Source organism: Dehalobacter sp. MCB1, assembly GCF_003590275.1.
Classification (GTDB): Bacteria; Bacillota; Desulfitobacteriia; order Desulfitobacteriales; family Syntrophobotulaceae; genus Dehalobacter.
In genome coordinates this window covers 1-21,978 of sequence record NZ_LXPC01000019.1, presented here as the reverse complement: position 1 = coordinate 21,978, position 21,978 = coordinate 1, and the positions used below count along the sequence as shown (strand labels likewise).

The window sequence follows — 21,978 nt, the reverse complement described above, 5'->3', positions numbered from 1 at the left end:
GATCCTGCAAACCATTCGGACTAATAGGACTAATGGTCTATTTATCCGGGACTTTTATACTATTCCATTTACATCATAACTTAAATGCTTATTAATTAAAACCAGAAAATTTTAAAGGATGGTTAGTTCTTGTACCTTACTTTTCCAACCGATATAATTGATCTATCATTGATAAGTAAAGGAGGAAGATTAATCAATGGCTAATTACATGATCCGAGGAGCAATCGAACCCCAGGAAATTTTCTTCCGGGCAGATAATATTGACCCTGCCCAGCTCACAATGGTCCGCAGGGGTCTGAGAAAACTGCATACTTTTGAGATCATGGCCGTCAATATTTATAAATTCCAGATCGCCGGCGCTCCAAACGATCTAAACAGACTGATCATTCAGGCTATGGCCAATGAGATGACCCATGTCCAGGATTATCAGATCAAACTTTATGAATATGGCTGGAGCCCAAGCCCTTTACGGTGGTTATTCTGGCTTGTCGGAATGTTCATTGGTCTTTTCAGCCGCCTGCGGGGAGAAAAATCCATGCTGAATGCCGGGATCTGGACAGAACAAAAAGCCGTGACCGACTATCAGAAAATCATCAATTCAGCGAAATGGGAGCCCGAAACACTCGCCGTGATCCAAAAGAATTTAAGCGATGAGTATCACCATATTGAAACTTTACAGAAGCATTTAAATGCCTAGCAGACCGATTTCTATATCCCGTTAAGAACAATGATAGTTTTGCTCGGGCTAGTCTCCGTAATGGATGGCCGTTTTCGGCTCTTGTGCCCTCCCTGGCACAAAGAGCCGCGCTACGCAATCCATGCTCCGCTTGACGCTGGCCATCCATTACGGAGACCTAATCTGGAGTTTATGAAAGGTTTTTTTGAAGTTAACCTTGTCTTGGAATCGCTGTCTAGTAAAAGTTCTTAAAGTTACTACACAAATAACGAGCTGCATTCTGGCATACAGACCTGCTTGAATAACCCTATGATCAGTCTGCGTGCCACAGTTCCGCGACGAGCGGAGCCTGGATGGCGAAGCGCGGCCTTTTCTTCGGATTGTGCCATCCATGGCACGCGGATATTGTGGCACGCAGACAGGCCCAAAAATATTAGTATCAATCTTTATAGCATAATGACTATGAAATAATAATCGCCCTGAAGTCTTTTGAGGCCCCAGAGCGATTTTTTATGCGATATGTCATTACTCCAGTGTATCGTACAGATGGCATTCTGCTTTTACTCCACGGTATCTGTCAAGAGGTCCTTCACATAAGTCGGAAGCGCAAAGCTTCCTTTGTGGATATCCGTATTATAATACCTTGTTTTGATCCCGAGTTGATTCCAGGTTTCTTCTTTGACATCCATTACAGGGTCATATTTTTTGGAAGCAAAACCAAATAACCAGTGGCCTGAAGGATAGGTCGGAATATGAGCCTGGTATACTTTACAAATCGGGAAGTATTCCCGAATGCGTTTATGGGCCCTTTGCATGGCCTGCGCATACTCATCATAGTAAGGGCTTTCATGCTGATTGACCAGAATGCCGTCTTCTTTTAACGCTTTAAAGCAGTTGCCATAAAACTCTCTGGTAAAGAGCCCTTCCCCCGGCCCGAATGGATCGGTAGAATCAACAATCACAAGGTCATAGGTGTTCTCCCTGGAACGGACAAATCTAAGTCCGTCCTCAAAATAAAGATGCACCCTGGGGTCATCTAGCTTGCTGGCTGTCTGAGGCAGATATTCCCGGCACACGTCGACCACCATCTTGTCAATTTCCACCATATCGATGTTTTCAATCCCGTCATAGCGGGTAAGCTCTCTGACAGTGCCGCCATCTCCGGCGCCAATCACCATGACGTTCTTAATCCCTGGATTCGTTGCCATAGGGACATGCACAATCATATCATGATAAATAAATTCGTCTTTTTCTGTAACCATCATCAGCCCGTCCAGCGTTAAGAACGTGCCGAACTCTTTGGACTTAAAGACGTCAATTCGTTGGTATTCGCTCTGTCCGTTATAGAGCTGTTCATCGACCTTGATGGTAAAACGGACATTTTGGGTATGCTGTTCCGTATACCATAATTCCATATTTCATTCCCCCACAACCCTGATATTTTCAATAAACATATCTTCCGTCCCGGTAAGAAAGCTTCCTTTACTCTTGGCATAGACAATGTAATCAATGATTTCCTCAGTGATCCGCTCTCCAGGCGCGAGTATTGGAATCCCCGGAGGATAGGCCATCACAAACTCCCCGCTGATCTGTCCGGCGCTGTCTCGGATAGGCACGGAATGCTGTTCTGAATAAAACGCGCGCTGCGGAGCCATGACGACATCAGGCGTAATGTACTCATGATCAAACATACCTGTCTTATCACGCATATAAAGCCTTTTGATCTCCGACAGGGACGAGACCAGACGCTCCAAGGCCAGCGCCCTGTCGCCAACAGAGATAATCGCCAGAATATTTCCAATATCGCCGAATTCGATCTGGATATCGTAATTATCCCGAAGTATATCGTAGACCTCCACTCCCGCCAGCCCTATATCCCGGGTATGTACGACAAGCTTGGTCGTATCAAAATCAAAAATCGAATCTCCATTGATCAGTTCTTTCGAGAATGCATAATATCCGCCAATTTTGTTAATTTCGTCGCGTCCATAGTTGGCAAGGGAAGTTACTTTGGCAAAGATATTTTTCCCGTCAAGTGCAAGGTTGCGTCTGGAAATATCCAAAGAAGACAAAAGTAGGTAAGAAGCGCTGGTCGTCTGGGTCAGATTGATGATCTGCCGGACATGTCCAATATTTAGACGGCTGCCAATTAACAAAAAAGAGCTTTGGCTTAAGCTTCCTCCAGTTTTATGCATACTGACCGCCGCCATATCTGCCCCTGCGGCCATGGCATTCAGCGGTTGGTTTTCACCGAAGTAAAAGTGGGTGCCATGGGCTTCATCGGCCAGTACAAACATACCTTTTTGGTGAGCAAGTTCGGTAATGGTCTTTAAGTCTGAACATATCCCGTAGTAGGTAGGATTATTAATAAAAATGGCCTTTGCATCGGGATGCTGCTCCATCGCTTTTTTTACTTCGCTGATCGACATTCCCAAAGGTATGCCGAGCACATTATTGACTCCCGGATTCACATATACCGGGATGGCCCCACTGATAATCAGTGCATTAATGGCACTTTTATGAACATTGCGCGGCATAATGATCTTATCGCCCTGTTTGCATACGCTCATGATCATCGCCTGGACTGCCGAGGTCGTTCCATTGACCATGAAAAACGCATGGTAGGCGCCAAAGGCATCCGCAGCCAGTTCCTCTGCCTCTTTGATGACCGAAACAGGATGTCCAAGATTATCTAAAGGTTTCATGGCATTGACATCAACAGAAAGACACCTTTCCCCGAGAAACTCCCTGAGCTCCGGGTTGCCTCTCCCTTGTTTGTGCCCAGGCACATCAAACGGTACGATCCGCATTGCTTTATATTTTTGAAGGGCTTCATAAATAGGCGCTCTGTCCTGGGAAGCTAGCTGCATGAAAATCTCCACCCTCTGCTATGGTCTGTGTCTTTATAAACTATCAACGTTACTATAGTGGACAATCTGGACAATGTCAATAAAATAGCTTAAATCAACGAGCAAGAGATCTGCTGCAAGCTGTATGGTATAATGATTAAACAAAAGGCGCTTTTACTCCGGGTAAGATAGACTATGATTATCCTATAACTTCTATAGATTTCTAATAAACGTGCCGTATTTCTTAAGGATGAAAGAAGTTATCACACCGAAGATAGTCAAAATTATCAGAGCAAACAGATTGGTAAGAGGTTGGAATTGTATTTGAGGGGCAATATTCAATAAGGGCATAAATAACCCCATGGAAGCAAACCCGACCATGTTGGCTATGATAACCCCTTTTAAAATGGCAAAATCTTTTCCGGTCATTTTCATGACGATAACTAATAATATCGTTGTGCCAATGCTCAAAGCCATTGTCCCGACGATTCCTAAGAATATCCCGATAGGGGAATTGACTAGGCTCCAACTTAGGAAAACATCTGCGGCTATATTCCATGGAGATGTCATCGGGATTCCTAAAACAATAAGGATATAAGATAAGAAGTCCATAACAGTTGCGCCAATAATACCCGCAATGGTAGCAGCACAAATTGGGTCTTTCATTTTTTGGATACCCCCATAGTTTTAAATTTTGATATTTTAATGTCTCTCAGTTTTAATGCTTTTATGTATAAAAATATGGGGCTAGAATTGAATGGTATTTATACCGATGGCAATGGCTGTTCCCTTTCAATTTAGGAAAGTGAGGTTTTTTATTTATTTGGAGTTTGCATAACGGTTCCCAAAGGCGCATTTTATGGTAAAATAATGCATAGTAAAGCAGTATTTTTTCTAAAAAAGCGTGCACTTTAGGAGTATACGGATATGTATAAACTCTTTGGCTCAAATTTGGGGTGGCCATTTCTGGAAACTATTTAGATTAAATTGGTCTGTCTGATAGAAATTTATTATTCGTTATGCGAACCCTAATTATTTTTTTATGAGGATATTTATTTTATGTTTAGAGAAAAAGTATTTGCAATTGCATTAACATGTACACTTTTTTTAACAGTAATTGCTCATTCCAGTTTATCTACCCGTCCGAGCAATATCTCAAAGGAACAATTCTCCGAGAAGCTGCCGGCCTTATTAAGATTAGAGGATGTAGGTCCCGGGGAAGAATACACAAGCCAGGAAAACCTCGATAAACTGATTGTACTGGCAGATTATCTTAAACAAGAGGGGATACCGTTTGAAGTCTCTTTGATTCCCAGGATGGTTGTACCCGGCAGGAACTATGATGTTGCCATTACCGATCATACGGAATATGCTCGGAAATTTGTCTCTACCATTAAAAGCCTTGAAGAAAAAGGCGGTATCATCGGGGTCCACGGCTATACCCACCAGAGCGGGAACAGCAATAGCGTGTCAGGATATGAATTCTACAGCTCGGCAAAAAATCCCGACGTGCCCAATACATACGCCTATGCCAAAGAGCGGGCTGAAAAAGCGATTGCGCTGTTTGATCAAGCAGGGATTCGTCCGGCCTACTGGGAAACGCCGCATTACAGCGCTTCACCCCAGCAACTTGTCGCTTTTCAAGAACAGATCGGTTTGATCTATGAAAACAATTATTACTATCCTGAGGCCTGGAAAAGCAATAGCGTCGTAAATCAGCATCAAGAATATTATTGCGGCCTCGATGTTGTGCCTGCTCCTTTAGGGCATTTAAATTCCCCGGAGCGGCTTGCCGCTATGCTGGCTGTCTTGGATGATCCGGCAAAAAACGGAACACTGGCGTCCCTATACGTCCATCCTACCTATGAGTTTCAGTTTATAAAGAAAGTCCAGCAAAAAAACGGAGAAGTTCAGTATATTTATGATGAAAATTCCCTTTTGCACCAGCTTGTAAAGGAACTAAAAAACAGAAGATACGCTTTTGTCTCGATCTATTCACTCGTAGGTTTTGTACCTGCCCAAAGGGCGGAAAATATTCAGTTTGACCCGAGGGATGAAGTCTTTACCGGTCAGTTTGTGACGGGTGCATCTGGAAAAAACGTGCTGATCTGGAACAAGAAAACGAATCAATGGCATATGTTCAGATATTCGGCCTCCTGGTATGCACCCAGGAAAGATATAAATGCATTTCAAGACTTGGGTGTATGGCTTAAAGACTTATCTCTGGACAGTGGAACGATACCGATCGTCGGGTATTTTAAAAATAAGGACAAACAAGATTTGTTGCTCCTAAACACTGTTTCGGGGAGTATGATTTTAGCGGAAAACAACGGAAATAAATTCATTCCCAATTATCTGAAATGGCAGGCTTTGAATGATTTTCAAAACGTTGATCCCGTGGCTGGCGAGCTTAACGGGGACGGATTAACGGACCTGCTCCTTTATGACCGGGACAATGGCAGGATTGGCAGAGCTATCAATCAAGGCGGCTGTTTTTCGGATATAACATGGCAATCCTTTAATCTGCTTAAAGCAAAATCTTTGAAACTATTAACAGGAGATTTTAATGGCGATGGCACAAGTGATATTTTAGGAATTAATTTTGACACAGATACATGGCAGGTATTGGTCGGGGTAAAAGCACACGGTTTTTCTCTTTCCCCTAAACGCTGGAACAGTCAATTTAGCATCAGTAGAGATTTTAAGCTATTTGCGGCCGACATTAATGGTGACAATAAAGATGATGTGATGGTTCACAGTCCAGATGGTCTTTGGAAAAGTTTCACCATGGATGGAAGAGAATTTGTATCTGGCGGAAGCTTTGGGCCATGGGGATCAGGAAATACAGAGGTAGCTCTTGCGGATATTAATGGTGACCAAAAAGCGGATCTGATCATGATCAATCATAGTACGGGTACTTACAACCTTAATAGCGCTATTTCAGTTTTAGGCAAATAAAAATGGATTTAGCTGTTATTTAGCAAACCCTAATTAGATCCCGCCTTATTAATAAACGATAGAACTTCAGAACCAATTTGTAAGTTGTTGTTTCGCAACTGTTGCAAGCTTGTTTGAAGTTGCTGCTTAGCCGTGAGCTTTTGCGGATCATTGTTCGATAAATCTAAATATACTAAAGCCTGTAGTCCCGCTTGCCCTTCTTCGCTCAGTTTTATTGCCCATGGGCTAATTTCTGCTAAAAGCTGTTGGTTGGTTATCGTCTTCTTAAGATTATCGGGCAAATCACTCAGTAATTGTAATTCTTTACGAAGTTCTAATTCACTGGGTCCATGCTGCCCTGATTGGTATTCTTGCCAAAAAGCGTCGGCTAATTTGGAAAACCCAGTATTGTCACTCGTATCAAGTGTACTTTGGCTTGAATATTGACAAAATTTACGGAAGGCCAATGCATCGCCTATGCCAGACATGCTCTGGAACGCCTCGTCCCAGGCTTGAAGCGGCTGGTATGTGCTGGGATTGTATAGATATTGAGAAATAGTATAAAGTGCGATTTTTGACGCTTCGGGTTGGAGCATGGGATTTGCTAACATGCCACTCGTGTATGCCGACAAATCCTTCGAACGATTGATCAATGGTCCCATAAATAGTTGTGGCGCTTTCTTTACCGCATAGGTATAGTCGTTGACCGGATAATTGTCCCAGATAAGAGGTTTCCTACCCAAAAGCCGCCGTACTTGGTCAGCTTCACTACTTGTAATGGATTGGTTTAAGACCCAAGACCCTGTCCAGATCACCTGTATAGAGGGATCTAGATGTGACCGTATTGTAGTCCAATAGGCGCTGTCCTTAAGACCGTAGTAGTCTGTGGGAGCAAGCCAAAGCCTGAAACTTGAATCTTTTACAGTCTCATCCTCAAGCAATTTATTTGCTAAATCGATATGAGCCTTAGGATAATCAGAACCATACACTTGTTGGTCAGAACTCTTCAAGTAGTGTTGAACATCATCAAATGAAAGCATAAAAGTGTGAACTCCAATCGAACGCAACTGATCAATTTTGCTTTCAAGCAGTTGTACATCGGCTTTAGATGTAAAGGTAATGGAGTTGGCAACCATTGCTGAGGTCAATGTTTCACCAGGCAGCGGTGACGGGATACCAGGAGAAATAGAATAAACAAAATTAACTCCATTCGCTTTTGCACTTTGCACCAAATTCTTCATCTGCTGTAGTTGTCCAATTGGGTAAAGGTCTGACCAATTGGTCCGCTGATAAGGGTCATCCTTGGGAGCATAGACATACGTGTTTAAATGGTGTTGGCCAATAAAGGTAAGCATGTTGGTTCTTTGCGCCATGGTCCAGGGGGTTCCGTAGAACCCTTCAATAACTCCGCGGATAGCAAAACTGTCTGTAGGTAGAGTTTGTTCATTGTCCGCTCCTGCCTGTGGCTGTTGATAAGGTACCGTGGTATCATTCCGGGGGCTTTGTGTTTGATCCTGACCATTGGTTTGGGTTTGTGAGTGTGTTGTCCAACCAAATAGGTAATCTTTAATAGGCGTATTATAATAGGCAATGGCTGTAATGCCTAACCCAAATAGAAGTACTGTTAAAGAAAGCAAGACAATTTTCTTCTTCATGGCCAGTCCATCCTTTAATATTCCCTTACAAGTAAACCTTCCACGTATTGTTTATTCTATATTTTATCCCAATTCAAGAACCTTATAACGATACACCTATTTTATACGATTATCCCAAATAAAAAATAACCTCTCTTTATAGTTAATTGTTTTATAAATTAACTATAAAGGAGGCTATTTTTCAAAGTTGGGAATGTAATGTTTTGTATTTTGAGTGTATTCTTTGTATTATAATTTAATTACTTGGAATATATTTGATTAATTTAATTAAAAGCCGGACCGACAAAATCATGAATCGGGGCCTGCCTGACGGAAGCCAAGGCAGTGATTCCATATGGGGAGTGAATCTACAAGGAATTCGGACAGCCTCTCCCCGCGGGAACTTGCCAGATTCGAATCTGGATTCGAATCTTAGTTTTTCCCAAGCGGTCATCCAAGCTTAGCGCCTATAATGAACTACTAAAAATACTCGTTACCCAAAGCAGAGTAGCTACGGCGCGAAAAGAAGTCAACCGGAAAAAAGCCTTGGAGATTGCGGCGAACATGGTTAAGACGCTGCAAAAATATTCGCCCGCGATTAGAACGAATTTGGATATTAAAACGGACAACCCGGCAAACTGAATGCCCGCTATATCCCGGTTTTGATGTACGGCACAACCCTCAATCAATTACAGGAGTATCCTTCTTCCGAAACTCCTTACAATGTTTTCAAACTTCTCAAACGCCAAACCAAAAAGAAAGTAAGTATATTCCAATTTATACCATTAAGGAAACTATATCAATCTTGGGAAAAGTTAAAATTTTGTGTTACTAGCTTTGGAAAATAAAACTCATTACCTTAATTCTAACAATTGCTGCAAAAGCACTATATCATATTTTTCACTGTCAATATTCCCTAACTCAATTTCCTTTTCAGTATTAATGATACTATTTAAAATAATTAGAGCTATTTTGCTTTCCTCGTTTCCAACAGTTATTTCGTCTTTCCACCAATCAATTACCGGTTGAAGATCAAGATCCTCCTCCTTAAGATGCTGATAAGATATCTTACACTGATCATATCCTGAGTTCTTCGTTTCAAGATAATACAAAATAAAATTCATATGTTTAAAGGCATTTTTATCATCTATAGGATTAAGTAATTCAAAAACTGTTGGACTAATTAAAGAAGATTCTTTTCTTCTTATCATATATGCTAAATTATTTCGAGCCAAATCACTAATTTCTTTTGATGAACAAGTAACCAAATTAGAGAATATTTGTTCCGCAGTACTATAGTCATTATTATGATATTCTTGATAGCCTTTTGATAATTCATCAATGTCTTTTACATTTTCAAAATCTTTTTTTATTCCCATTTCTATTAGATCTTGTTCATTTATAATCTCTGATACTTTTCTTATTGTATTATTTAATATTAGAAGAATATCTGTATTATTATTTGATAATGCTCTAAGTTTTTGAAAATAATTAGCCTTTAAATCTTTAGTAATTTCTGTTGCAGAACAAAGAACTAAATTTGATAAAGTCTTACTAAGATTGTAATTATAATACTTACATTCACATGGCATTTTTGTTTCAAATTGCAAGATCATTTCCCCAAGCTTTACAATTATCTTATTTTTTTTATTATCTTTGTATAATTCTAAATAGTAATTAGCTATTTCAGTAAATTGCAAAATTATTTCACAATCCACAAATAGGTATCCTTTATCATATATAGCCTCTATAAATTTTGTAATTTTCTCATTAAGATAATTTGATAAAATAATTGATTTATGCGATAACAATATTGACATGACTTGAATATAAGTTTTTAAATTGTCTTCGATCTTATATAAAAACACTCCATCCAATGCAGAAATTAACCACTTACTTTTTAATTCTGTATCTTCTATTTTTGATCCTATTTTTGCTTTAGCTTCTAATAATTGAATCTTCAATATTGAGGAATTTAATTTGGACAATATTTCATCTGCTTGCATCCAAAGATCACATGATTCCTGAATATTTTTCACTAAGAGAGATTTATGGGATAATGCGATACATCTTATATACGAAATAGCTTTTTCATTTTCATACCCTATGGACATATCAAGCAGTTGACTTAAAAAGTTAAGAGATTCATTTTCATCGTCTATTAACGAAGATTTTACACCAAGTGCTGTGATACTAATCTCTAATAATTCTTTATAATCCTTTGAGAATTCATAAATATCGTCAATTATAATAATCCGTTCTTTGTAGTTCCTCTTGAGTAACTTATTGAACATAACATCATGTAAAGCATCAATCGTACAGTTATTAGAATCTAACTCCGGTTTATGGTTCTTTATAAATAATATAAATGATTGGCATAATTTAATTGCATCCTCTATCTCTGTAAATATATTTTCATCTGATAGTATCTGTTTAATAATTGACTTATATATATATTCACAATCAGCATGTATCAAAGAATCATTCACCAAGTTGGTCATACATGAAGTAATTTGTTTACCATCCTTCCTGTTTGATGCTAATTGAAGACCTTGGATTTTACTTTCAGTCAAAGAGATATTTTGTTCAAGATACCGCATTCTTTCAGCCCAACGTTTAAGATATAATACATCTTCATTTTCTGGTAATATTTTTTGGAGCATTTCAGAATAGTATAGATAGGGGTTAACAAAAATTGTTGGTGTATCAATTTTCATCTTTGCGATAATACTTGCAATGAATGTTGATGCTGCAATTGTTAATGCATCTGATTCGTTTTGATTATATGGGCTAAATTTATCACTTGCTTCTTTATCATTACATTTATTACTATTCTCATATTCACTTATGAATTTAATATTTGGGCATTCTTTTAACCATCCTGGTAATTTATAGTAGTCATTGATTGAGTGACACACCCAGATGTAGTTATATGGTATAGGATAAGTAATTCTTTCTTGAAGACAATTCATAATTGCATCGTTTTCCCATCCACTATAACCTATAATAATTGGGGCCTTAAATTGAAGAAAGCTTCGTAATGCCTGAGCCACACTTGTTAGTCCATTCTGCCCTGTCACTTCACTTACTTCATAATCAAGATTAGCACAATCATAAAATTGATAAGACCCATGTACATGGGCTATTTGAATATCAGGACTGCTTACATCTATAGATAAGTTATCTAAATGGTTATCTGCTACAAAAACATCAGACACTCCCATTAAATCAAGTGCCTGCTTAAGTTTGTTATCAAAATTTGTTGTAAAAACAGTAGTAGCAACTTTTTTTGACTGTATAAGCTGTGCAAGTAAAATATTCGCTGCTGAAATTTTCGAATCCTTAATTATGCTTTTAAAATAGTTGCTACGGTTTATTCTGTTTGGATAAGCTTGCTCAATCCAGTACGAATATTTTTTACTGCTTAAATTTTTCTCCGGTGCATTTTTATGTATCTCTTCAAAGCGGTTAATGTTTTGACTATATCGATTTTTTACCTTCTCAATACATGCAGTAATTATCTCTTCAGCTCCTGGAATTTCAGGAATAGATATACCTGCACCAACAATAAAAAAATATGGTAACGTTTCCTTGTTTTCTGATTCAATTTCCAATGTAGAATAAATTAAGTCCATAGCATAATTTATATCGTAAAATTCGTTCCCTCTCATAAACCGTCCTCCGATTGTAACTATATATAAATCCATATTTGGTCTATAATACCTTAATTAACAATATCCATTTATTCTTCTATTTTCAATAATTCAACATAATCCATTATATTCCTCTATTATTCTGTTAATCATATAGGCAAAAAAAGAAACTCCATTATTTAAATAATAATGAAATTTCGGTTTGACATTTAAGATCATTTTGAATGATAAAATATGGTCGGACTGACAAGACTTGAACAAATTACCTTAATCCTTTTTTTCTTCTTCACCCTTTGCAATTATCAAAATTGGTCTTTCCCCTTCAATATAACCCCTTTCCCCTTGCTGCTGTGCTTCTATAAGTATATTGATGGCATCAACGACTTTCGCAGCTAGTTGGAAATATATTCTCTCGTAATCCAGCATTGTCTTCCCTCTCCTTGGTATATTAACTATATATAGTTAATATACCAAAAAATATTAAGCTGTCAACCATATATAGTTAATTATTTTAGTTATTAGTGTATAAACTTAATATTAACTATTTATAGTTAGGATGATTTTATGACTATAGGAAAAGTGGTAGCCGATAGAATAAGGGAATTATGCACTCAAAAAGGAATTACGCTCAACAAATTAGGAACCATCTCCGGCGTTACTCAGTCAACACTGAATAACATTATTAGCGGTATAAGCGAGAATCCAACCATATCAACTATTAAGAAAATCTGTGATGGCTTGAATATTAATATCGTGGAGTTTTTTGACACTCCTGCATTTCGTAATTTGGAGCAAGAAATAAAGTAGATAGAATAAATACATTTCAAATAACAGCGATCATACGGATAATAAAAAATAACCCTAGATAATTCTAGAGTTATTATTTCTTGACCGGATACTTTGAGATATTTAGATGTTTTTACAAGCATTAAGCTACGATTATCGTTCAGCCTCACATGTTATTTATCTCATTTAGAATCATTTCAATTTTGGTGGGTTTGAGAGGACTCGAACCTCCGACCCCTGCGATGTCAACGCAGTACTCTAACCAGCTGAGCTACAAACCCAAAATTGGTGCCGAAGACCGGAATCGAACCGGTACGAGGGGTAAACCTCGCGGGATTTTAAGTCCCGTGCGTCTGCCAGTTCCGCCACTTCGGCGTTTGGAGGCGGCACCCAGATTTGAACTGGGGGATAAAGGTTTTGCAGACCTCTGCCTTACCACTTGGCTATGCCGCCTTAAGTTTACTACTGGAGCGGGTGACGAGATTCGAACTCGCGACTTTCACCTTGGCAAGGTGACACTCTACCACTGAGTTACACCCGCATGATCATGGTGCCTCAGGACGGAATCGAACCGCCGACACGAGGATTTTCAGTCCTCTGCTCTACCGACTGAGCTACCGAGGCATATTTCGATGTCTGCGGTACGATGTCAGATGCTCGATTCTGGCGAATCATCACACATCCTACCTAACATCTTTTTATCCAAGCCAGTGCCCTCTCCCTTTCGGACCTCGGGCTTCTGGCCTCGGACTTCTGTTATGGCGACCCCGATCGGATTTGAACCGACGATCTCCTGCGTGACAGGCAGGCGCTTTAAACCACTAAGCTACGGGGCCATATTTGGTGGGCGATGACAGGATCGAACTGCCGACATCCTGCTTGTAAGGCAGGCGCTCTCCCAGCTGAGCTAATCGCCCAGGCTTGCTGTGACGAATTATAGTATACACAAATATCGATGGTGTGTCAAAGGATTTTTTGCGTAAAAACAAGACATTTTTTGGGACATTTTTTGTGGATTGTTATTCTGCAGCACGCTAAAAGACCCGGGTAAAACCGGGTCTTCATTTACCTTGAGACTGTCAGCTGGTCGATACTTTTTCTTCCGCACGAATTTCCTCATAATTGATCGAGCGGGTATGTAGCGTATGCGACCACTCTTTCTTGTTGCGGTGAATGAACCCGGCAATAATGATCGGTATCCAGCTGTACATAAAGATCGGATACAGAATCAAGCCAAAATAGGCCTTGGTAGGCTTTTTGTCCAAGTACAGGGACAATATGGCAAAAACAATAACACTTCCGGAAAGAACCTGCCAGACTCCTGCAGGAATATAGTCAATAAACAAGTTGACATAATAAGGGCGCAGAAAGAATAACACCTGCATCAAAATAAACGAAGCCGAAATAATCAGGAAGAACGGCTGAAAGAGATGCATCGCTGCATCGAAATACAGCCACTTTTTCTCGCGGAATCCTTTTACAAGAAGAATAGGCAAATATCTGCAGGCAACGTCAACCTGCCCCTGAGCCCAGCGTTTCCTCTGATGACAGGACTGTACAAAACTTAGCGGCTTCTCGTCATAAACGACCGCGTCATGCGCCCAGCTGGTTTTTATCCCATATACCAAGGCTTTCATCGTAAACTCAAGATCTTCAACCAAAGAGTGAGCTCCCCAGCCAAATTTCTTAAGTACATCGTAGGAAATACACATCCCCGTACCAGCCAGGGTATTGGAAACTCCGAAATTAAACCTGGCCAGCTGGACCAGCCTATTCATCATCCAAAATGCAATTGAAAATGAAGTGGTGACCCAGGTATCATAAGGGTTCTTAGAATCCACATAGCCCTGAATGATTTGATCTCCCTGGCAGAGCTTTTTATTCATCTCTCTGAGGAAGTTACCCTTGACGAGATTATCGGCATCAAACAAAACAAAAGCATCATACGTATGGTCTAAAGCAAAAATCTTCGCAAATAAGTATTCCAAGGCATAGCCTTTCCCGCGTTTTGTCTCATCAAAACGCTTGTACACATAGGCTCCAGCTTTTTTTGCCAGGTAAGCAGTGTTATCGGTGCAATTATCGGCCACAACAAAGATGTCAAAAAGTTCTCTCGGATAATCCAGATTTTTAAGGTTGTTAATCAGTGGCGCGATTACCCTTTGCTCATTATGGGCGGCAACGACAATCGCAAATCTATTCTTGGGTTCAAATTCATCATCTTCAGGTTTCCGATGCATCCCCAGAATCGATAAAATAAAATAATACAAAGTCACAAAAATAATGATGACTTGTAAAGAAATCATAATAATGTTAAAAATTTCTTGCACAATATTGGAAAAACTATCCAAAAATCTTACCCCCCCTCAATTTATCAATTTTAGCAGATATTACTGCTGCCTGCAATAAGACTTGTACAATATCTTAAGAATCTATTTTATTATTCTTTTAAGGCAACAAACATACACAAATGTTTATATTCAAACATTTTTTTCTTGGAAGTCAATTATCGACGGAACTCTTCATTTTTTACGTCCGAATAATTTATAGATGATGATGCCGGCAAAACCAATCATCATCACGATTAACAGCAGGCTGATCTTTAACGCCAAAAAAACGGAAGACCAGTAGGTACCGGCAACCTGTGTTCCGCTTACGAAAGGTATCATATTACGGAACAGTGCCCCAATACCCTGCCCGATGATCACCATCAGAATAATTCCGACGGTTATTAACAGTATTCCCAGAAGACCAATTGGACTATCCGAACGTCTTTTATTTAATTTTTGCCTTTTCCACCAATAGTATTCCACTAAAAGTTCACGACGAATACGTTCCCACATTTGTCGTCACCTCAGTATATCCTATGAAAAAGACAAAGCCTCAAGTACGAATTCGACGGATTTTTCCATCTGGTCAATTTCGACATATTCTTCGCGCGTATGCGGTTTATGATTGCCGAGGCCCAGTGCCAGACATGGTATGCCGCGGGAATTTAAGATATTGGCATCAAGTCCTCCGCCGGTTGAAGTTAACTCCGTGTGAATGCCGAGTGTCTTCCCTGCCTTCAGTAAATTTTGAACAGCTGGATGTGCAGGGTCTATGCAAAACGCTTCATAGGCGAGTTCTTTCGTATAGCTGAAATTTGCCTGGTTCTTAGCTGCAACAGTTTCAAATTTTTCAAGAATTTTATCGGTTTCAATTTCAAGTTTCGCTTGATCATGACTTCGTACCTCTGCTGTGATTTGTACCTTTTCGGCAACCACATTGCGTGCTGTTCCACCGGTAATGATCCCGAAATTACTCGTTGTTTCCTGGTCTATCCTTCCTGATTTCAAGTCCGCAATGGCTTTGGACGCAACGACAATTGCATTCACGCCCGTTTCAGGTGCCAGGCCCGCATGTGCAGCTTTACCCTGAATAACCAGATCAAGCGTGATATGAGAAGGTGCTGCGTGAACCACCGTACCCACAGGGCCGTCACCATCCAAGACATAGCCGAAGTCAGCTTTAAGGGCATAATCGAGATTTTTTATACCATAAAGACCAATTTCTTCCTGGACTGTCAGGACAACTTCAACCGGACTATGCAGGATATGCTTGTCTTCCTGAAGCCTGCTCAGTACTGCAAGTATCACGGCTATTCCGGCTTTATCATCCGCCCCTAGGATGCTTTGTCCATCGCTGTGGATGACCCCTTCCTCAATCCGGGGTGTCATTCCTTCGGTCGATGCTACTGTATCCATATGAGCTGCAAGCATGATCACAGGTGCACCCTCACAGTTGCCCGGCAGTACTGCAATCAGGTTACCTGTATCACTTCCGGTTCTGACGGCGGAATGGTCCTCATAGACATCAGCACCGAGCTCCTTCAGCCTTCGTTTTAGATAGCCTGCGAGTTTCCCTTCTTTTTTGGACGGACTGTCAATGGAAACAAGCTTAAGAAATTCATCCGTAACATTGATTGACATAGTTACCTCCGATTACTCTCCGATCACTCATGCTTTCACTCATAGAATAAACAACCGCCCTATTATTTAGACGGATTTTCTTGGGATAATTCGTCAAACATATAAATAATATTTTCCAGTACCTCATTAACTATTAAAATATCATCTGACTTTATCATGAAACAAACACTATGATCCTATGTGTATGGCTCAAAAATATTTTTCACGGCAAACCAGATACTAACCCGGTATAGTACTATACCGGGTTGCAAGTCATCCCTATTCCAGTTCGTGAATAAGCAGTCCGCTTCTCAGTTTGGGTTCAAACCAGGTAGATTTGGGCGGCATAAGCTTATCTGCATCAGATACCGCAAAAAGTTCATCAATCGATGTCGGATACATCGAAAAGGCAAGTTTCATATCACTGGCCACCCGCTTTTCCAGTTCCTTAAGGCCACGTATACCACCGACAAAATCGATTCGTTTATCCGTTCTGACATCTTTGATATCCAGGATCGGTGTTAAGAGATGATTTTGCAGCAGTGAAACGTCCAAGCCTTCCACAGGATCATCGCAAAGAATCTCATCCCTAGCCTCCAGTTTATACCATGATTCTTCCAAATACATGCCAAAGACCGCTTTTTTCTGAGGTTTATAGGGTTCAGCCTCCATTTTGGTTACAATAAATGCTTTTTCTATTTCATTCAGCAGGGCATCTTTCTGATAAGCATTAAGATCTTTGACCACTCTATTGTAATCCAGGATCATCAGTTGATCGTGCGGGAAAAGGACAGAAAGAAAATAATTGAATTCTTCCTCTCCGGTAAAACCGGGATGGGCGTCTCTTCTGCGCAAGCCTACTTTTACCGCCGAAGCCGCTCTGTGGTGTCCATCCGCAATATAGATGCTCCGGGTATTTTGAAATCCGGAATAGACCGCAGCCAAATCATGATCCCCGTCTATTTTCCAAACGGTATGTCTGATTCCGTCCAGAGCAATGAAATCATAGAGGGGGCTTTCTTGTTTAATTCGGCTGACAACCTCATTAATTCCCTGTTGAGACCGATAAGCCAAAAAGATCGGGCCGGTCTGGGCCTTGCAAATGTCGACATGATTGATTCTGTCAATTTCCTTATCTTCTCTGGTTTTTTCATGTTTTTTGATAACATTGTTCAGGTAATCATCAATCGCGGCACAACCGACCAAGCCCGTCTGGGAACGGCCATTCATCACCAGTTCATACACATAATAGCAGGGTCTATCCTCCCTGACAAAAACGCCGTTTTGGATCATTTCCTGCAGACTGTCTCTCGCTCTCTCATAGACCCGGGTATCATAAGGACTGACCTCAGAAGCGAACTGGGTCTCTGCCCGGTCAATGTGCAAAAATGACAACGGTTCTTTTCTTACTTCAGCCAATGCTTCTTCGCGGTTATAGACATCATAAGGAAGTGCTGCGACTTTCGCGGCAAGCTCTTCCCTCGGCCGCAGCGCTTTAAACGGTCTGATCGTAGCCAAATCCAACCCTCCTCATTACCAACCATATCAATTTTCATTACTTTACGATTCTGACTCTGTAGACTCCTTCAATTGCTTCAATTTTCTGCTTTATTTCCGGTGTGGATGGTGTCTCAATATCAACCAAGGTATAGGCATACTGGCCTTTGCTTTTATTAATCATATCAGAGATATTAATATTCTCCTGAGCCAGGGCCGAAGTGAACTGACCAATCATATTCGGGATATTTTTGTGATGAATCCCGAGGCGGCCGGCATTATCAGGATAACCGTTGTCGCAGTCCGGATAGTTCACGGAATTTCTGATCGTGCCGTTTTCAAGATAATCCATAAGCTGGCTGACAGCCATCACCGCACAGTTATCCTCTGACTCACAGGTGGAGGCCCCCAAGTGAGGAATAGCAATGACTTCATTCAGAGACGCCATCTTAGGAGTAGGAAAGTCGGTAACATATTTGCATACCTTGCCAACTTTTAGTGCTGCAATCATATCTTCTTCGTTGACTAAAGAATCGCGCGAGAAATTTAGAATGCGGACGCCGTTCTTCATCATCTTGAAGGCTTCTTCATTCAGCATGCCTTGAGTTGCATCGGACAAAGGTACATGGATGCTGATAAAATCACATTCTTTATAAATCTCCGCCAAGGATTTGCTCGGCTTGATATATTTAGACAAATGCCATGCCGAGCGGACAGAAATGAACGGATCATACCCGTATACTTCCATGCCAAGTTTCATCGCCGCATTCGCTACGAGAACCCCAATCGCTCCAAGCCCGATCACACCCAGTTTCTTACCGCTGATTTCAATACCTGCATACTTGGCCTTATTTTTCTCAACAAGTTTAGCAATATCCGGATCATCTTTAACAGTATTTACCCAGTTTACGCCGTCGATAATGTCACGGGATGCCAGAAACAGTCCGGCAAGTACTAATTCCTTAACACCATTGGCATTAGCCCCCGGCGTATTGAAAACAACAATCCCTTTTTCAGCGCATTTATCAAGCGGTATATTGTTCACTCCTGCTCCGGCCCGGGCAATTGCCTGCAGAGAATCCGGCAGGTCCAGTTCATGAACACTGGCACTTCTGACCAGAACGGCATCCGCCTCTTCATAGTTATCCGTAATAGCATATTCTTCCGAGAAATTGTCCAGCCCAATCCTGGCAATCGGATTTAAACAATTGATTTTAAACATATGATACTCCTTTACTCTGATGGTATGAAGATTACTTTCTAGATGTTTCCTTCTTCAAATTTTTTCATAAATGCGACTAACGCTTTCACGCCTTCCATGGGCATCGCATTGTAAATGCTCGCTCTCATTCCACCGACTGAGCGATGACCTTCTAAATTTACCAAGCCGGCCTCTTTGGCTTCTTTAGTAAATTTCTTATCCAGTTCTTCCGATCCGGTTACAAACGGCACATTCATAAGTGAACGGTCTTTCTTAACGACTGTTCCTTTAAACATTTTGCTGGAATCAAGATAGTCATATAGAATTGCGGCTTTTTCCTCATTGATTTTTTTCATGACTTCGAGTCCGCCAAGTTTTTTCAGCCATTTAAATACTTTGCCGCAAATATAAATGCCATAGGCCGGCGGTGTGTTATAGAGTGACTTGTTGTCTGCCTGTGTTTTGTATTTTAACATGGTAGGCGTTCCCGGCAGCACATCATCCGTAATCAGGTCCTCCCGAATAATGACAACGACAACGCCGGCCGGTCCGACATTTTTTTGAGCACCGGCAAAGATCAAACCATATTTGCTTACATCTACAGGTTCAGACAGAAAATCCGAGGACATGTCCGCAACCAGGATTTTGTCACCGGTTTCAGGAAGTTCTGTAAACTTCGTTCCGTAGATGGTGTTATTATGGCAAATGTACACATAGTCAGCGTCCCCGGAGATCTTCAGGTCTTTCAGATCCGGAATATACGTATATGTTTTGTCTTCTGAGGAAGCAATGACATTAATTTTACCGTAGATCTTTCCTTCCTGGATCGCTTTTTTAGCCCACTGTCCGGTGTTAAGGTAATCGGCAACCCTATTCTTCATCAAATTCATCGGGACCATGGCAAACTGTTGTGATGCGCCGCCTTGCAGGAATAGTACCTTATAATTATCTGGGATATTTAGCAAATCTCTAAGATCCTGCTCCGCATCACCAATAATTTTTTCAAAAGCTTTGGAGCGATGGCTCATTTCCATCACGGACATCCCCGTGACATCATAATCCAGCATTTCCTCAGCAGCTTCTTTGAGAACTTCTTCAGGCAATACTGCCGGTCCGGCAGAAAAATTAAATACTCTTGTCATTGTAAATTCCCCCTCCATTATCATATTAGTATTCTTTCAATTTTGTATAGCCCTATGAAAAAAAGCAAAACCCACCCCAGTGTTGGGGCGGATATTCCGCGGTGCCACCCAAGTTTCAGCCATTTCTTCATAAAGTGACAACGTCTTTCATCTGCAGAAATATATAAATAAAACCTCTAATCCCAAAATCAGGGACGAGAGGTATTCCCGCGTTGCCACCCATGTTGCCAAATCGGCCAACTTATGTCCGCGATATCGGGCGGAACCCGCACAATTCATCATCGGCCACTCCAGGATGGAATCTCATTACATGTTGGCTGACTTGCACCGGCCATCAGCTCTCTGAACAACATTTAAATCAGACTTTCCTCTCATCGTGTTTGAGCATATAGGTTATTTTCAATATAGTAATGTATCCGGGATGATTTGTCAAGTGGATAGAATCCTTATCCTATCCATCATCCGATTGTGTTGAAAAAACGCCCTTTGTACATAAGAAACAGAGCACCAATCGATGCTCTATCCTCATTTCTTAATTAACCTTTGCCACCGGTAAATCGCGTCTGTTGATATTGCTCTGTTTGTCGGCATTGTACTGTCTTTTGCCAATAAGGAACATTACAACAGGGCATAACCGGCAAGCAAATTACTGGATAATAACATGTGCATGCAAATGGATAAACGTTTTTCCCAAAAAGGTGCATTTTTGCTTCCTCCTTATTTTTTAGGCGAAGTAGAATTTAATTTTATAATTCCATTATATTCCACATTGTATATTTTGAAATTAGTCCAATTTTTTTATTGAATATTTAACCAAATAAAGACCTGGCTAATAATATAAACTGAGGTGATTAACATGTATTCAATAATACTTTCTTTAAATAAACGGCAGCTCTATGTCTCCAAAGACAGTCAAATCATCAGAACCTATCCGGTTGGTATCGGAAAAACAGCGACACCTACTCCAATCGGATCTTATGAAATCATTAGTAAAGTACCAAATCCCGGAGGCGTATTTGGTGTGATGTGGCTTGGACTCAGCATCCCTGGATATGGAATTCATGGTACAAATAATCCTCAGTCAATTGGCAGACAGGTTTCTAAAGGCTGTATCCGCATGCTTAATAAAGATGTCTTAGACCTCGCTAGAATTATCCCCACTGGCACCTCAGTCACTATCCGTTCTTAATTAATAATACCCCTATTGTCCGCCAATCGGCCAGATTTGTATCTGCCTAGACCTATTTTCCGTATCGTCGCTCCAGGAAGATACTTAAACTTTCTAGGCAAACACCCTCACTCCATTAATGTAAAAAGACTACATCATTTGATGTAGTCTCTTTACATTACCTGGCAACGTGCTATTTTCCCATGAAGTATCATCGCCCCAGGAAGTTCCTCAAACATCCTAATTGAACACCCTCTGTACATAAGAAACAGAGCACCATAATAGATGCTCTGTCCTTCATTACCTGGCAACGTCTTATCTTCCCTTGCAGTATTTTCAGCCCAGGAGGTCTTAACTTCCGTGTTCGGGATGGGAACGGGTGGTACCCCTCCGGTATAGTCACCAGATCTTTTCGAGGTTCGAAGTTCGAAGCTCGAGGTTCGATCTTGTTGGAATCGGCTTCCCGATTCCTTCTTTAATCTTTC

Annotated in this window: 16 protein-coding genes, 7 tRNA genes and 1 rRNA gene; 4 read left to right on the top strand and 20 right to left on the bottom strand. The window is 40.7% G+C overall.

Annotated elements, in window-relative coordinates:
• Positions 1-196 precede the first annotated feature (196 nt).
• Positions 197-697 (top strand): demethoxyubiquinone hydroxylase family protein, encoded by a 501-nt coding sequence (locus A7K50_RS13710; RefSeq protein WP_119776922.1) that lies wholly within the window; start codon positions 197-199, stop codon positions 695-697.
• 539 nt (positions 698-1,236) lie between these two features.
• Here the strand turns inward: A7K50_RS13710 and speE are convergent.
• From speE to A7K50_RS13695, 3 genes are all read right to left on the bottom strand, one after another.
• Entirely contained in the window at positions 1,237-2,091 is an 855-nt protein-coding gene (speE, locus tag A7K50_RS13705) for a polyamine aminopropyltransferase (RefSeq protein ID WP_020492869.1), read from the bottom strand.
• Positions 2,092-2,094: 3 nt separating this feature from the next.
• Complete coding sequence (locus A7K50_RS13700; protein ID WP_020492868.1) at positions 2,095-3,546, bottom strand: aminotransferase class I/II-fold pyridoxal phosphate-dependent enzyme; 1,452 nt, start codon at positions 3,544-3,546, stop codon at positions 2,095-2,097.
• A gap of 192 nt (positions 3,547-3,738) precedes the next feature.
• Positions 3,739-4,191, bottom strand: a complete 453-nt coding sequence (locus A7K50_RS13695; protein WP_020492867.1) for a hypothetical protein — start codon at positions 4,189-4,191, stop codon at positions 3,739-3,741.
• Between the two features lie 393 nt (positions 4,192-4,584).
• Between A7K50_RS13695 and A7K50_RS13690 the strand changes: the two genes are divergently transcribed.
• Positions 4,585-6,483, top strand: a complete 1,899-nt coding sequence (locus A7K50_RS13690) for a DUF2334 domain-containing protein (protein ID WP_119776920.1) — start codon at positions 4,585-4,587, stop codon at positions 6,481-6,483.
• Positions 6,484-6,512: 29 nt separating this feature from the next.
• Here the strand turns inward: A7K50_RS13690 and A7K50_RS13685 are convergent, their stop codons facing one another.
• The 3 genes from A7K50_RS13685 to A7K50_RS14245 all read right to left on the bottom strand — a co-directional run bounded on the left by A7K50_RS13685 (position 6,513) and on the right by A7K50_RS14245 (position 12,175).
• Positions 6,513-8,117, bottom strand: a complete 1,605-nt coding sequence (locus A7K50_RS13685; protein WP_119776919.1) for a protein O-GlcNAcase — start codon at positions 8,115-8,117, stop codon at positions 6,513-6,515.
• Positions 8,118-8,950: 833 nt separating this feature from the next.
• Positions 8,951-11,767 (bottom strand): SIR2 family protein, encoded by a 2,817-nt coding sequence (locus tag A7K50_RS13675; protein ID WP_158582070.1) that lies wholly within the window; start codon positions 11,765-11,767, stop codon positions 8,951-8,953.
• A gap of 249 nt (positions 11,768-12,016) precedes the next feature.
• Positions 12,017-12,175: a hypothetical protein gene (locus A7K50_RS14245; protein WP_165904937.1), complete on the bottom strand. Its 159-nt coding sequence runs from the start codon at positions 12,173-12,175 to the stop codon at positions 12,017-12,019.
• A 138-nt stretch (positions 12,176-12,313) separates the two neighbouring features.
• On the opposite strand from A7K50_RS14245, the gene A7K50_RS13670 reads away from it, so the two are divergent.
• Complete coding sequence (locus tag A7K50_RS13670) at positions 12,314-12,556, top strand: helix-turn-helix transcriptional regulator (protein ID WP_119776915.1); 243 nt, start codon at positions 12,314-12,316, stop codon at positions 12,554-12,556.
• Between the two features lie 183 nt (positions 12,557-12,739).
• Here the strand turns inward: A7K50_RS13670 and A7K50_RS13665 are convergent.
• The 13 genes from A7K50_RS13665 to serC form a co-directional block, all read right to left on the bottom strand.
• Positions 12,740-12,816: transfer RNA gene (locus tag A7K50_RS13665), tRNA-Val, on the bottom strand.
• A gap of 5 nt (positions 12,817-12,821) precedes the next feature.
• A tRNA-Leu gene (locus tag A7K50_RS13660) sits at positions 12,822-12,910 on the bottom strand.
• 3 nt (positions 12,911-12,913) lie between these two features.
• Positions 12,914-12,988 (bottom strand) — tRNA-Cys (locus A7K50_RS13655).
• A gap of 13 nt (positions 12,989-13,001) precedes the next feature.
• Positions 13,002-13,076 (bottom strand) — tRNA-Gly (locus tag A7K50_RS13650).
• Between the two features lie 7 nt (positions 13,077-13,083).
• Positions 13,084-13,159 (bottom strand) — tRNA-Phe (locus A7K50_RS13645).
• Positions 13,160-13,294: 135 nt separating this feature from the next.
• Positions 13,295-13,371 (bottom strand) — tRNA-Asp (locus A7K50_RS13640).
• A gap of 5 nt (positions 13,372-13,376) precedes the next feature.
• A tRNA-Val gene (locus A7K50_RS13635) sits at positions 13,377-13,452 on the bottom strand.
• Between the two features lie 162 nt (positions 13,453-13,614).
• Positions 13,615-14,886 carry a glycosyltransferase family 2 protein gene (locus tag A7K50_RS13630; RefSeq protein ID WP_026156679.1) on the bottom strand — a complete coding sequence of 424 codons (1,272 nt, stop codon included), beginning with the start codon at positions 14,884-14,886 and terminating at the stop codon, positions 13,615-13,617.
• A gap of 171 nt (positions 14,887-15,057) precedes the next feature.
• Positions 15,058-15,378 (bottom strand): hypothetical protein, encoded by a 321-nt coding sequence (locus tag A7K50_RS13625; RefSeq protein WP_119776914.1) that lies wholly within the window; start codon positions 15,376-15,378, stop codon positions 15,058-15,060.
• Between the two features lie 21 nt (positions 15,379-15,399).
• Positions 15,400-16,506 (bottom strand): M20/M25/M40 family metallo-hydrolase, encoded by a 1,107-nt coding sequence (locus A7K50_RS13620; protein ID WP_119776912.1) that lies wholly within the window; start codon positions 16,504-16,506, stop codon positions 15,400-15,402.
• A 258-nt stretch (positions 16,507-16,764) separates the two neighbouring features.
• Positions 16,765-18,003 carry a DUF1015 family protein gene (locus tag A7K50_RS13615; RefSeq protein ID WP_119776910.1) on the bottom strand — a complete coding sequence of 413 codons (1,239 nt, stop codon included), beginning with the start codon at positions 18,001-18,003 and terminating at the stop codon, positions 16,765-16,767.
• Between the two features lie 37 nt (positions 18,004-18,040).
• Complete coding sequence (locus A7K50_RS13610; RefSeq protein ID WP_119776909.1) at positions 18,041-19,204, bottom strand: phosphoglycerate dehydrogenase; 1,164 nt, start codon at positions 19,202-19,204, stop codon at positions 18,041-18,043.
• Between the two features lie 38 nt (positions 19,205-19,242).
• Positions 19,243-20,325: a 3-phosphoserine/phosphohydroxythreonine transaminase gene (gene serC, locus A7K50_RS13605; protein WP_026156681.1), complete on the bottom strand. Its 1,083-nt coding sequence runs from the start codon at positions 20,323-20,325 to the stop codon at positions 19,243-19,245.
• A gap of 856 nt (positions 20,326-21,181) precedes the next feature.
• Here serC and A7K50_RS13600 point away from each other — a divergent pair.
• The gene (locus tag A7K50_RS13600) at positions 21,182-21,514 is read left to right on the top strand and encodes a L,D-transpeptidase (RefSeq protein WP_119776907.1); all 333 of its coding nucleotides are present in this window, start codon (positions 21,182-21,184) and stop codon (positions 21,512-21,514) included.
• Positions 21,515-21,795: 281 nt separating this feature from the next.
• On the opposite strand, the gene rrf is transcribed toward A7K50_RS13600, so the two are convergent.
• A 5S ribosomal RNA gene (gene rrf, locus A7K50_RS13595) occupies positions 21,796-21,900 on the bottom strand.
• Positions 21,901-21,978: the final 78 nt, after the last annotated feature.

Coding starts and splice junctions, on each gene's coding strand:
- A7K50_RS13710 (WP_119776922.1), top strand. CDS start 197: ATGGCTAATTACATGATCCGAGGAGCAATCGAACCCCAGGAAATTTTC.
- speE (WP_020492869.1), bottom strand. CDS start 2,091: ATGGAATTATGGTATACGGAACAGCATACCCAAAATGTCCGTTTTACC.
- A7K50_RS13700 (WP_020492868.1), bottom strand. CDS start 3,546: ATGCAGCTAGCTTCCCAGGACAGAGCGCCTATTTATGAAGCCCTTCAA.
- A7K50_RS13695 (WP_020492867.1), bottom strand. CDS start 4,191: ATGAAAGACCCAATTTGTGCTGCTACCATTGCGGGTATTATTGGCGCA.
- A7K50_RS13690 (WP_119776920.1), top strand. CDS start 4,585: ATGTTTAGAGAAAAAGTATTTGCAATTGCATTAACATGTACACTTTTT.
- A7K50_RS13685 (WP_119776919.1), bottom strand. CDS start 8,117: ATGAAGAAGAAAATTGTCTTGCTTTCTTTAACAGTACTTCTATTTGGG.
- A7K50_RS13675 (WP_158582070.1), bottom strand. CDS start 11,767: ATGAGAGGGAACGAATTTTACGATATAAATTATGCTATGGACTTAATT.
- A7K50_RS14245 (WP_165904937.1), bottom strand. CDS start 12,175: ATGCTGGATTACGAGAGAATATATTTCCAACTAGCTGCGAAAGTCGTT.
- A7K50_RS13670 (WP_119776915.1), top strand. CDS start 12,314: ATGACTATAGGAAAAGTGGTAGCCGATAGAATAAGGGAATTATGCACT.
- A7K50_RS13625 (WP_119776914.1), bottom strand. CDS start 15,378: ATGTGGGAACGTATTCGTCGTGAACTTTTAGTGGAATACTATTGGTGG.
- A7K50_RS13620 (WP_119776912.1), bottom strand. CDS start 16,506: ATGTCAATCAATGTTACGGATGAATTTCTTAAGCTTGTTTCCATTGAC.
- A7K50_RS13610 (WP_119776909.1), bottom strand. CDS start 19,204: ATGTTTAAAATCAATTGTTTAAATCCGATTGCCAGGATTGGGCTGGAC.
- serC (WP_026156681.1), bottom strand. CDS start 20,325: ATGACAAGAGTATTTAATTTTTCTGCCGGACCGGCAGTATTGCCTGAA.
- A7K50_RS13600 (WP_119776907.1), top strand. CDS start 21,182: ATGTATTCAATAATACTTTCTTTAAATAAACGGCAGCTCTATGTCTCC.